This is a genomic window from Bacillus basilensis (genome assembly GCF_050630465.1).
In the GTDB taxonomy this organism is placed as follows: domain Bacteria; phylum Bacillota; class Bacilli; order Bacillales; family Bacillaceae_G; genus Bacillus_A; species Bacillus_A basilensis.
The window spans coordinates 1-12,282 of record NZ_JBNTQO010000003.1 but is presented as its reverse complement, the minus strand read 5'-3'; the positions used below and the strand labels follow the sequence as shown (position 1 = coordinate 12,282).

Annotated in this window: 15 protein-coding genes; 5 read left to right on the top strand and 10 right to left on the bottom strand. The window is 37.0% G+C overall.

The window, feature by feature from the left end; genetic code table 11:
- Positions 1–23 precede the first annotated feature (23 nt).
- Both ACQVV1_RS06645 and ACQVV1_RS06640 read right to left on the bottom strand, forming a co-directional pair.
- Positions 24–263, bottom strand: coding sequence for a DUF896 domain-containing protein (locus tag ACQVV1_RS06645; protein WP_000948565.1), 240 nt, complete (start codon positions 261–263; stop codon positions 24–26).
- Between the two features lie 45 nt (positions 264–308).
- A complete protein-coding gene (locus ACQVV1_RS06640; protein WP_060631882.1) occupies positions 309–965 on the bottom strand; it encodes a YneB family resolvase-like protein in 657 nt (218 codons plus the stop codon).
- Between the two features lie 141 nt (positions 966–1,106).
- On the opposite strand from ACQVV1_RS06640, the gene lexA reads away from it, so the two are divergent.
- Positions 1,107–1,727, top strand: a complete 621-nt coding sequence (lexA, locus tag ACQVV1_RS06635; protein WP_060631883.1) for a transcriptional repressor LexA — start codon at positions 1,107–1,109, stop codon at positions 1,725–1,727.
- A gap of 85 nt (positions 1,728–1,812) precedes the next feature.
- Here lexA and ACQVV1_RS06630 read toward each other — a convergent pair whose 3' ends face one another.
- From ACQVV1_RS06630 to hflX, 7 genes are all read right to left on the bottom strand, one after another.
- The gene (locus ACQVV1_RS06630; protein WP_242255058.1) at positions 1,813–2,619 is read right to left on the bottom strand and encodes a DUF4097 family beta strand repeat-containing protein; all 807 of its coding nucleotides are present in this window, start codon (positions 2,617–2,619) and stop codon (positions 1,813–1,815) included.
- Entirely contained in the window at positions 2,620–3,162 is a 543-nt protein-coding gene (locus ACQVV1_RS06625; RefSeq protein WP_431168697.1) for a DUF1700 domain-containing protein, read from the bottom strand. It lies immediately after the preceding gene.
- Positions 3,155–3,478 carry a PadR family transcriptional regulator gene (locus ACQVV1_RS06620; RefSeq protein WP_242255053.1) on the bottom strand — a complete coding sequence of 108 codons (324 nt, stop codon included), beginning with the start codon at positions 3,476–3,478 and terminating at the stop codon, positions 3,155–3,157. Before ACQVV1_RS06620 ends, ACQVV1_RS06625 begins: the two co-directional genes overlap by 8 nt.
- 323 nt (positions 3,479–3,801) lie before the next feature.
- The gene (gene glnA / locus ACQVV1_RS06615) at positions 3,802–5,136 is read right to left on the bottom strand and encodes a type I glutamate--ammonia ligase (RefSeq protein ID WP_063221349.1); all 1,335 of its coding nucleotides are present in this window, start codon (positions 5,134–5,136) and stop codon (positions 3,802–3,804) included.
- Positions 5,137–5,184: 48 nt separating this feature from the next.
- Positions 5,185–5,574 carry a transcriptional repressor GlnR gene (gene glnR / locus ACQVV1_RS06610; RefSeq protein WP_000656783.1) on the bottom strand — a complete coding sequence of 130 codons (390 nt, stop codon included), beginning with the start codon at positions 5,572–5,574 and terminating at the stop codon, positions 5,185–5,187.
- Positions 5,575–5,749: 175 nt separating this feature from the next.
- Positions 5,750–7,021: a methionine gamma-lyase family protein gene (locus tag ACQVV1_RS06605; protein WP_048525536.1), complete on the bottom strand. Its 1,272-nt coding sequence runs from the start codon at positions 7,019–7,021 to the stop codon at positions 5,750–5,752.
- Entirely contained in the window at positions 7,014–8,288 is a 1,275-nt protein-coding gene (gene hflX / locus ACQVV1_RS06600; protein WP_242255050.1) for a GTPase HflX, read from the bottom strand. Before hflX ends, ACQVV1_RS06605 begins: the two co-directional genes overlap by 8 nt.
- A 92-nt stretch (positions 8,289–8,380) precedes the next feature.
- Between hflX and ACQVV1_RS06595 the strand changes: the two genes are divergently transcribed.
- Both ACQVV1_RS06595 and ACQVV1_RS06590 read left to right on the top strand, forming a co-directional pair.
- Positions 8,381–9,004 (top strand): trimeric intracellular cation channel family protein, encoded by a 624-nt coding sequence (locus ACQVV1_RS06595; protein ID WP_000312265.1) that lies wholly within the window; start codon positions 8,381–8,383, stop codon positions 9,002–9,004.
- Positions 9,005–9,103: 99 nt separating this feature from the next.
- The gene (locus ACQVV1_RS06590; RefSeq protein WP_000181496.1) at positions 9,104–9,238 is read left to right on the top strand and encodes a hypothetical protein; all 135 of its coding nucleotides are present in this window, start codon (positions 9,104–9,106) and stop codon (positions 9,236–9,238) included.
- Positions 9,239–9,273: 35 nt separating this feature from the next.
- Here ACQVV1_RS06590 and spoVK read toward each other — a convergent pair whose 3' ends face one another.
- Positions 9,274–10,230, bottom strand: coding sequence for a stage V sporulation protein K (gene spoVK, locus ACQVV1_RS06585; protein ID WP_048525539.1), 957 nt, complete (start codon positions 10,228–10,230; stop codon positions 9,274–9,276).
- A 113-nt stretch (positions 10,231–10,343) separates the two neighbouring features.
- Between spoVK and ACQVV1_RS06580 the strand changes: the two genes are divergently transcribed.
- A complete protein-coding gene (locus ACQVV1_RS06580) occupies positions 10,344–11,306 on the top strand; it encodes a tyrosine-type recombinase/integrase (protein ID WP_242255038.1) in 963 nt (320 codons plus the stop codon).
- Between the two features lie 116 nt (positions 11,307–11,422).
- Positions 11,423–12,282, top strand: an 860-nt coding sequence (locus ACQVV1_RS06575; protein ID WP_431168696.1) for a collagen-like repeat preface domain-containing protein, incomplete at its 3' end; no start/stop codon positions are given.

The window sequence follows — 12,282 nt, the reverse complement described above, 5'->3', positions numbered from 1 at the left end:
AAAAGATGGGCTTTGCCCATCTTTTAGTTTAATTTTGCATTATCTTGCTTTTTTAAAGCTTTTAATTTCGCCGGTGTAACATCAGTACCTTGTTCGTTAACGACTTTAATTCCTTTAAGTTCGTTTAACATATTTTGACGAAATCCTTTTAAATATTGTTCACGTAGCGATTGACGCTCACGTTGTTCTTCTTCAGTTAAACCTTCAGCTTTTGCTTTTTTCGCTAAGAAGTTAATGCGTTCAACGAGTTCGTGACTAAGCATCTCGAATCCCCCTTCTAATCAAAACTGATTATTATCATACAATAGTTACTCTTCTTTATCAAGCAATTGCTTTGTATACTCTACATATCTACGATGTACCGTCGCTTTTGAAACATTATGACCAAAGCCGCGAAGCGTTGCTGCAATTTCTTCGAAAGTAAGTTCATTCTTGCGCAAACGCACAATTTCCTCAATTGGCACTTCTTTCTTCTCTCGTCCTACGCTTAAATGACGATTCTTTAAATTATTTTCTGGGCGATAGCCCTTTTCTACCGCGCGTTGCATACCACGTTTAATTTTCAAATTATGAATCTTTCTTTGATACTCTTCAACAATACCAATAATATCTAATACCATCGAATCCGAATCCGACAATTGTAATTCTCCATTATGCGTATGCGTGTATACTTTTATTCCCTCTTTATGTAAACAGTGCATTAATGCAATCTTTGCATTTCCCCTACCAAGGCGCGTTTCATCTTGTATGAGTAGCACATCAATTTGTTCGTCTCGAATTGTATCTAGCACTTCTAATATTCCATCACGTTCAATTGTATAACCACTAGCCTGCTCTTCAATCACCTTAGTAACATTCATTTGATAGCGCTCCGCTAAATGCAATAATTCATCTTTTTGACGTAATAATGATGTTTCTTGCGCTTCTTTTGTTGTACTCACACGTGCATAAATAATTGCATTCATTATGAACCCCTCTTTCTCACTATTATTTCCCTTCAGTGTAACATAAATTCGCCTTTTGTTCGAACTTATGTTTGTAGAATGTTTTTTCACATGTTATACTTATTAATAAGAAAAATGAAAGAAAACGAGGTGTTAGAAAACATGGAAAAGTTAACGAAACGCCAGCAAGACATTCTCGACTTTATTAAGCTAAAAGTACAAGAAAAAGGATATCCACCTTCCGTACGTGAAATCGGTCAAGCAGTCGGCCTCGCTTCTAGTTCTACAGTGCACGGACATTTATCAAGATTAGAAGAAAAAGGATACATTCGACGCGATCCAACAAAACCACGAGCAATCGAAATTTTAGGTGATGACCGAATGGATACAGAAACACAATCTGTTATTCAAGTTCCAATCATCGGAAAAGTTACTGCTGGATTACCAATTACAGCAGTTGAAAGTGTAGAAGATCACTTCCCACTTCCAGCTAGCATTGTTGCTGGAGCAGATCAAGTGTTTATGTTACGTATTTCTGGAGATAGTATGATTGAAGCTGGTATTTTCGATGGAGATCTAGTTGTTGTTCGCCAACAACAGTCTGCATATAATGGTGAAATTGTAGTCGCTTTAACAGAAGATAACGAGGCAACTGTTAAACGTTTCTATAAAGAAAAAGACCATTTCCGTCTACAACCGGAAAACTCTTCATTAGAACCTATCATTTTAAAACAAGTGTCAGTTATTGGTAAAGTAATTGGCGTATATCGTGATTTACATTAAGAATATAAAAGAAGATAATTACCTTATTTATATACGGTAATTATCTTCTTTTTGTATTTTGATAGATTTTCATACATTCTATTTCTTATGAACGCGTTTCAATCGTCACATCTCCCGCAGCAGTTTTACCGCTAATCTTTGTACTCCCATTACCAATTGTTACGTTTTTATTTTCTTCATTAAAAATTGTTACATCTCCCGCAGCACTTTGCCCGGTGATTACCGCATCTTGTGGTTTTTCCGATAAAACAATATCTACATCTCCCGCAGTTGAACTCGCTTCTAGATTATACTTAGAATCATGATCTAGAATATTTATTTCCCCACTGGTCGTTTTTGCAGTCACTTTCCCTATTACTTTTTTAAAGTTCAGCTCACCAGCTTTTGTAGATCCCTCCACATTCTTAGCCGTTACACGTTTCAAATCCACTTCACCAGCAAGTGTCTCAACACTTACACGGTCACTTTTCACATCACTTATTTCGATTTGTCCAGCAGATGAATTTACTTTTACATCTCGGTAAGAGCGTTCAGGCACAAGGAGAGTCAATGTAGACGTTTGAAACCTAAAATCGTAAAAGGAAAAATCAAATGAAGCACCTTTTTCTCTTTCCCCAATGATTTTTAATGTGTCACCATCTTCAGCAATACGAACCTCTTGTTTACGTGTATCTCCTGATTGCTTTACATAAAAAGAAGAGTCAGGCGATTTTTGGACAACAATATCCCCAGCATCTAATTTAACTTCTATATTTTTTAGTGTTTCGTTTTTGATTATATCTTCTTTGTTTCCTTTTTCTGCAGTTTGTACTGCTTTTTTATATGTTTGTGAAATCCCAATTACTCCAATAATGATACAAGCGATTGCTACTAACAATATTTTTTTCATCATCTACTCCCCTTTTATCATTTTGAAGTTCCATATTACATAACGTACGCATAGCCTTTTAAACCACTTCGTACTATAATAAGCGATAATACATAACAACAAACCTACGCCAACAAACGTTATACTAACGAATAAATCCAACCATATAAAAGTACCCATAAATACTTTTCCAATAACGGAAAATGGTGTTACTACACTAGCAATTCCACCGACCCAAAAGGAAAATATAAAAGCGATAATTGCAACTAACGGGCCTAACACAATAATAAAATTAAATAAACTAAGTCCAATCGCTGCCATGACAGCTCTTGTCACATTTGAAGTTGATGGGTCTTTTTTCATTTCATCGAAGCGATACATCGCAAGTAATTCTTTTGCAATTACTTTCGGAGAGCCAAGCCCCTTTATTATTTCCGATTCAGTTTTCCCCTCTTCTATCCCAAACTGAAAATGCTCTTCATAATCAAATAAAATATCTTTCCGCTCTTCGTCCGGTAAATTTCTAAGATGACTTGATAATTCTTTAAGAAACTGTTCTTTACTCATCCCATTCCACCCCTTCAATAATTTCTTGTACGCCTTTTGCAAAATCACGCCACTCTGTTACTAACAAATTCAGTTGCGTTTCCCCTTGCTCAGTTAGTTGATAATATTTACGAGGCGGCCCCTCCGTAGATTCTTTTAAATATGTTTGAAAATATCCTTCTTTCGTTAAACGACGTAATAAAGGGTACACTGACCCTTCCGATATTAAAAATTCATTTGAGATTTGCTGAACAAGTTCATAACCGTAGCAATCCTTACGTTTCACAAGTGCCAAAACACACAGTTCTAACACACCTTTTTTAAACTGAACGTTCAAGGATAGTCCCCCTTTCTCATTTCAGTACTGTTCAATACACGGTACCTTTCTTATCCATAATATACCACTTAGTACTATTTATTGCAAGGTACTGTATGTTCCAATACTTAATTTTAGCATTACATACATCCGCATCATGACACACTGAGCACAGCATACTATTACAATTTTCACATTTATATTCATAGCTAGCGCGCTTTTTAAATAATCCCCCTGATTTTTCCAGGCATTTTGCGAGCACTTTTTTCAGGCATTTCACTAACCTCTATGTTTTCTACAAATAAAAAAAGCCCTGATACCGTAGTATCAAGGCCTTTTAGCTCTTAGTATAGAGACATATATTGATCGCGTTCCCATTGGTGAACTTGCGTTCTAAAGATATCCCACTCAATCTCTTTCGCTTCGATGAAGTGCTCAAGTAAATGCTCACCTAGTGCACCACATACTACTTCGTTAGATTGTAATGTAACTAATGCTTGCGCTAATGTTGCTGGTAAGTCAACGATACCTGCTTCTTCACGCTCTTCTTTTGTCATTACATAGATGTTACGGTCTACTGCAGCTGGTGGAGTTAATTTGTTTTTAATTCCGTCAAGACCTGCTGCTAATAATGTAGCCATTACTAAATATGGGTTTGCAGCTGGGTCAACACTACGTACTTCTACGCGTGTACTAATACCACGAGATGCAGGGATACGTACTAATGGGCTACGGTTTTGTGCAGACCATGCTACGTAACAAGGAGCTTCGTATCCAGGTACTAAACGCTTGTAAGAGTTTACAGTTGGATTTGCTACCGCTGTAAATGCTGGTGCGTGTTTTAAAATACCTGCGATGAAGTGACGAGCATCATCACTTAATTGTAAGTCACCATTTTGATCGAAGAATACGTTCTCACCATTTTTAAATAGTGATAAGTTACAGTGCATACCTGAACCGTTCACACCGTATAATGGTTTCGGCATAAATGTTGCGTGTAAACCGTGTTTACGAGCAATTGTTTTTACAACAAGTTTGAATGTTTGAATGTCATCACATGAGCGAATTGCACTTGCATATTTAAAGTCAATTTCGTGTTGACCTGGTGCAACTTCATGGTGAGACGCTTCAATTTCAAAGCCCATCTCTTCTAGTTCAAGAACGATATCACGACGACAGTTTTCCCCTAGATCCATCGGCGCAAGGTCGAAGTATCCACCGTTATCGTTTAATTCTAATGTTGGATTTCCTTTTTCATCTACTTTAAATAGGAAGAATTCCGGCTCTGGTCCAAGATTGAAATCTGAGAATCCTAAAGCTTCCATTTCTTTTAACACACGTTTTAAATTGTTACGTGGGTCTCCATCAAATGGAGTGCCATCCGCATTGTAAATGTCACAAATTAGACGAGCAACTTTACCTTTTTCGGCAGTCCATGGGAAAATTACCCAAGTATCTAAGTCAGGATATAAATACATATCAGATTCTTCAATACGTACGAAACCTTCAATCGAAGATCCATCAAACATCATTTTGTTGTCAAGAGCTTTCGTTAATTGTCTCACTGGAATCTCTACGTTTTTAATTACTCCTAAAAGGTCTGTAAATTGTAAACGGACATACTTTACATTCTCTTCTTCCGCCAAACGGAAAATATCTTCTTTTGTGTACCTAGCCATTATAAATTCCTCCTTAGTCCCTCTAAACACCTTCAGAATCAGTTCTCTTTAGTGAAAAAACCTTGAAATATCACCTTGTCGCAATGAAGTTCGATTAAATCTACCTGTATGTTGTAGTTCGTCTCGAAGTATTTTGCGAAGCTCAGTTTTTGAAATTTCTTTCGTTTCTTCTTTTACTTTCACTGCTTCTGTTTGATTTTCTTTCATTAGTAACACTTGTTTAATACCAGCCATATTCAAGCCTTGATCTAATAAATCTTTAATCTCTAACAACTTATCTACATCGTTAAATGAAAATAATCTACGATTCCCCTTTGTACGGGTTGGAGAAACAAGATTATGCTCTTCATAGTAGCGAATTTGACGTGCAGATAATTGTGTTAAATCCATAACAATACCAATAGGAAACAGCGGAGCAGAACGTCTATCTTCTTTCATTGTTTCAGTTCCTCCTTCGCCTTAACTGCTTCTCATTCTATACCATGTTATGTTTAGTGTCAATAGATGTTAGCTTTTCTTACATGATTTTTTTATAAATTTTTTCATTCTTTTTTCTAATGAAACAAATCATTACTTTCACGCGAAAAAAGCTGTCGAAATCGACAGCTTCCCTTTAAGAAATTGTTAATAATTCCTTTTCAATTAATGCATCAATTGCAGAACAAATCGCAATCTTCACATGTGAATAAGTTAACCCACCTTGCACGTAAGCAACATAAGGCGGACGAATTGGACCATCGGCCGACAATTCAATACTCGCACCTTGAATAAACGTTCCCGCAGCCATAATGACATCATCTTCATAACCCGGCATATAGTTGGCATATGGAGTGAAGTGAGAATTAATTGGAGATGCATATTGAATCGCTTGGCAAAACGCAATCATACGATCTTTATCATCAAATTGAACAGACTGAATTAAATCTGTTCTTGGTGCATTCCATGCTGGTGATGTATTCATTCCTAATTTTTCTAAAAATGCAGCTGTAAAAATCGCACCTTTTAGCGCTTGTCCCGCTACATGCGGCGCTAAGAAGAAACCTTGATACATTTCTTGCAGACTGTATAAAGATGCACCTGCTTCCGCACCGATTCCTGGAGATGTCAAACGATATGCACACGCTTCAACATACTGTTCTTTACCAACAATATAACCACCAGTTTTAACAATTCCACCACCTGGGTTTTTAATAAGCGAACCTGCCATTAAATCTGCACCAACATGACATGGCTCTTGCTCTTCAATAAACTCGCCATAACAGTTATCTACAAACACAACAACATCCGGTTTAATTTCTTTAACAAACGCTATCATCTCTTTAATTTGAGAAATAGTAAACGACGGACGAGTAGCATAACCTTTTGAGCGCTGAATACCAATCATTTTCGTATTACTTTGAATTGCAGCCGCAACAGCTCCAAAATCAACAAGCCCCTCTTCAGTAAGCGGAACTGCATTATAACCAATATTATATTCTTTAAATGAACCTACACCTTTTCCGCGTACACCAACGATTTCTTCTAACGTATCATACGGCTTGCCAGTGATGTACAATAACTCATCTCCTGGACGTAAAATACCGAATAACGCTGTAGAAATAGCGTGCGTACCTGAAATAATTTGCGGACGAACAAGACCTGCTTCCGCTCCAAATACATCCGCATACACTTTTTCTAACGTATCACGACCAATATCATCATAACCGTAACCTGTCGTTGGAATAAAGTGCGAATCACTAATTTTATGTTTACGAAAACTTTCTAATACACGAAACTGATTACTTTCAATCACTTCATCCGCACGTTTATGTACTTCTGTAATTTGGCTTTCTACTTCTTTTACGATTGGAGCAATTTTTTCTCCATTTTTCAAACGATCAAACATTTTTATTTTCTCCTTCTTCTACTAAAAATCTCTTTAATTGCACATTAAGCGATGAATGAGCAAAAATATACCCTGCGCAATCATATACAAATTTATCTTCCAAAAACTCCATCTTTGTTAATAGTGTCTCCGTCTTTAATAGCGTTAACAACTTACCTTCACTCGGAGGAATTTCCACTTGATAACGATTCATTTCTTCCTTCATTTTCGTTTCTATTGCTTCTTTTATATGTAATAGATCTATTTCTTCAAAAGCACTAGTCATTAAGAAATCACTTTTCGGAAACGGAATAAAGTTTTGATGTAATTCATCTTTTTTATTATATAACGTAATAATAGGAATATGATTAATTCCAAGTTCTGACAATAATTGTTTTACTGTTTCCTCATGCCCTACATAATTCGGATCTGCAGAATCAACTACATGTAAAATAACGTCTGCTTCACCAGCTTCTTCTAATGTCGAACGAAAAGCAGCAATTAATGACGTAGGTAAATCTTGTATAAAACCAACTGTATCAGTTAGTAATACTGTATATCCAGAAGGTAACGGCATCTTCCTTGTTGTCGGATCTAACGTTGCAAACAACAAGTTTTCTTCAAACGTATCAGCTTCCGTTAATCTATTAAACAGTGTAGATTTCCCCGCATTCGTATACCCTATTAATGAAACTTGAAATACTTTATTATCTTTTCTTCTTTCACGATATCTTTTTCGATGTTCCACAACAACTGCAAGTTGCTTCTTTATTTCATCAATGCGCGATCGAATATGACGACGATCCGTCTCAAGTTTCGTCTCACCCGGCCCTCTCGTTCCAATACCACCACCAAGACGTGATAAAGACAATCCTTGTCCCATAAGACGTGGCATTGTATATTGCAACTGAGCTAATTCTACTTGAAGCTTACCTTCCCTCGACTTCGCACGTTGCGCAAAAATATCTAATATAAGTTGCGTTCGATCAATTACCCTCGCATCTAATACTGAGGATAAATTCCGAATTTGACTCGGCGTTAATTCGTTATTAAATACGATAACATCCGGTGCTAATTCTTCAGTTAACATTGTAAGCTCTTCTAATTTACCTTTACCTATATAAGTCGCCGGATGAAACTTCGGTCGTTTTTGTGTTGTAGACACTAACAATTCTGCTCGTGCAGTCTTCGCTAGTGATGCAAGTTCTTTCATGGAATGCATAAATTTTTCATCATCATCTTGCGGCAATTGACAGCCCACTAATATGACTTTTTCTTTTTCTTCCATCAAATATGTTCACTCATCCTTTTCGAAATTTAAACCTTCTAATATAATAGCAGAGGAAGCACATTTCATCTAGTTAGCGGGGGAGAAAATTCATGGCATGGGAGATTTTTAGCATCATAGGCACAATTGCTTTCGCGCTAAGCGGAGCCATTGTTGCAATGGAAGAGGATTATGATATTTTCGGGGTGTATATTTTAGGAATGGCAACCGCATTTGGGGGAGGTGCCCTTCGTAATTTATTAATCGGTTATCCGATTGTCGCGTTTTGGCAACAAGACATGTTATTCCAAATCGCACTTTTATCAATGACAATTATTTTTCTTTTTCCAAATAAATTAATTAGACACTGGAAAAAGTGGGAAAATATCACTGATGCTATCGGCTTATCAGCATTTGCCGTACAAGGAGCACTATATGCTCAGAAATTAAATTTACCAATTAGCGCTACAATCGTAGCAGCTGTTTTAACTGGCATTGGCGGTGGTATCATCCGCGATCTTTTAGCCCGCAGAAAACCTCTCGTTCTTCGAGCTGATGTATATGCTTTTTGGACGATTTTAGCAGGTTTCTTAATTGGCGCTCAAATTATTGTTAGCGATTGGGCTCTATACACCTTATTCATTTTAATTGTTTGCTTCCGCATGGTTTCTATTCATTACAAATGGCACTTACCGCATAGGCGCATCGACACAAACGAACGTTCAATGCACAAATAACAATCCAACCTCTTTACATATGGTAAAGGGGTTTTTCTTTTCTAATGAGTTTTTCCTTACATAATGTTTATACTAATTCTCAAAGCGAGGTGAATACAAATGACAAACCATGTGAATAAAGGTGCTCAAAAAAGCTCAGTAGGTCAAATTGGACACGATCCTAATTCTGCACACGAAAAAAGTGCTAAAATGGAACGATTCCATAAATCTTATCAAGAAAAAGCAAAAAAATAGTAAAAGCACTTATACAGAAAAAACAGACGCACAGTTTACGTACTGTGCGTCTCCTCTTCAAGCATCAAATCGCTACTTGATATCCCTATTAAATCATATTTATCATACGTATCTTCTTGTAACAACCGCATAGCCTGTGTACGAATCGATTTTTCAACTATATTCCGTACATATCGTCCATTACTAAACGATGTAATTTGCGACGAGTACTTTACAGCATGTAAATGATCTCTAAATTTCCATTCAGCCTCTTTCGATAACTGGTATTCACGCTCTTCATACATCCTCTTCCCAATTTCTAACAGCTGATTTACTGAGTAATCCGCAAATTCAATTATAAACGGAAAACGGGATTGTAGTCCTGGATTTAATGAAAGAAAGTGATTCATCTCTCTTGAATATCCAGCTAAAATCAATACAAAACCGTGTTGTTTATCTTCCATATGTTTTACGAGCGTATCAATTGCCTCTTTCCCAAAATCTTTTTCTCCCCCTCGGGCTAATGAATACGCCTCATCAATAAACAAAATACCTCCCATTGCTTTTTTTATTAAATCCCTTGTTTTTTGAGCTGTATGACCGATGTACTCTCCTACAAGATCCGCACGTTCAGCTTCAACTAAGTGCCCTTTTGATAGAATATTCATCTCAAACAATAACTTCCCTATCATTCTAGCAACAGTTGTCTTCCCTGTACCTGGATTCCCTTTAAACAACATATGGAGTACTTGCTTCTCAGACTTCAACCCTATTTCTTGTCTTTTTTTATTTACATAAATCCAAGCATATATTTCTTTTATTATCTTTTTTATATCATCCATCCCAACGAGCTTCCCCATCTCTTCTTCAATTCTTTGCAGCATCTCATGTTTCGTAGTAGTTTCATTTGAAATTACTGTTTTATTTTCTGCGGCCGGTAAAGAAATTTTCTTTCGATGATTTAACACAATGTTAATTTGATTATTATTTTTCTTTCGCATCGATTGTTCCATACAATCACCTCATTTTATCCACTCACCAAATATTATTATTCCTGCCTCCCTTGCAAATGACTATTTTCAGAAAAGTTTGCTATAATATAAGAAATAATGAAGGTGGTGGGACTATGGAGACAACGGAATTCCATGATACAATACAAGCCTTTTCTATTTTTTTATTGAATAAAGGCCGAAAACCTTCAACCATTAAACGTTACGTTTATGACATTGAAGATTTCGGACATTGGTTAGAAAAAAACAAAAAGCTCCCTTCCAGTAATATATGGGCTACACTTTGTACAAAAGACTACGAAGATTACTTTTCCGACTTAAAAAAGAATCGACATTACTCAGAGAAAACGATGCACCGTGTATTTATTGTATTGAATAGAATGCATCACTTTCTAAACATCCCTAACCCATTAAAGAACATGGAAATTTCTATTCAACCAGATCGCACACTTCGCAATGAAGATTTCATTTCATCTGATGAAGAAAAAAGATTAAAACATATAGTCACTTCATTAGAAGGACTTTCAGAAAAACAACGTCCTGTGCGCCCTTTATTGATGGATCGTAATATCGCTATTTTAAACTTATTAATTGACTATGGATTATCCTTACAGGAACTTACAGCATTAACTATGAATCACGTCCACTTTGAAACTAACACATTATCTATCCCAGCAACCGCAGGGGTAGAAAGAACAATTACATTAACCAGCGAAGACAAAAAACAACTATATACTTATTACAAAAGTATCCCTGAACCCGTTCGTCCAAAATACCATAGTAATGATCCATTATTTATCGCATTTGATTTTAATCGCGGAACATACAGATGGGTATACGAAAATGATGCACCAAAGGGATTAACAGAAATCGCTATCCAAAAAATGATTCGCCTTGAGGTATCTAGAGCTAATTTACGCAAAGGAATCTCAGGACAACACTTTCGTAACACCTATATTTTAAACTTAATAAAAAAAGAAACTCCGGAGTCAGAAATTATAAAACTAGCTGGGTTCAAATCGAAAATTTCACTAAAACGCTATTATCAATACGCAGAAAATAGAAAAAACGCCTTATGATAAGGCGTTTTTTCTATTTTTTCTTCAAACAAACGATTTTACTATGACCATTTAACTAATTTTTGCATCTACTATGATGAGTTTCATTCACATTCTCATTAGAAAGGAGAGATTTAATGTCTCGTTATGACGACAGTCAAAACAAATTCTCCAAACCATGCTTTCCAAGTAGCGCTGGGCGAATTCCAAATACCCCATCAATCCCAATTACTAAGGCACAACTTAGAACATTTCGCGCAATCATTATCGACTTAACAAAAATAATCCCAAAACTTTTCGCAAATCCATCTCCCCAAAACATTGAAGATTTAATTGATACATTGAACCTACTAAGTAAATTTATTTGTTCGCTAGACGCTACTTCCTCCCTGAAAGCGCAAGGATTAGCTATTATAAAAAACTTAATAACTATATTAAGAAACCCAACCTTCATAGCAAGTGCTGTATTTGTTGAACTCCAAATTTTAATTAATTATTTACTTTACATCACAAAGTTATTCCGAATCGATCATTGTACACTCCAAGAACTCCTTAAATTAATTGCAGAGTTACAAACTACTCTAGTTAATTCGGCTTCGTTCGGCAGAGGTCCTACCGGGCCTACTGGACCTACTGGACCTCGAGGTAACACGGGTGCTACTGGCGCTACCGGTGCTACTGGTGCCACTGGTGCTACTGGTGCTACCGGTGCTACTGGTGCTACCGGTGCTACTGGTGCCACTGGCGCTACCGGTGCTACTGGTGCTACTGGTGCCACTGGCGCTACTGGTGCTACTGGTGCTACCGGTGCTACTGGTGCCACTGGCGCTACCGGTGCTACTGGTGCTACTGGTGCCACTGGTGCTACTGGTGCCACTGGTGCTACTGGTGCCACTGGCGCTACTGGTGCTACTGGTGCCACTGGTGCTACTGGCGCTACCGGTGCTACTGGACCTCAAGGTAACACTGGCGCTACTGGCGCTACCGGTGCTACTGG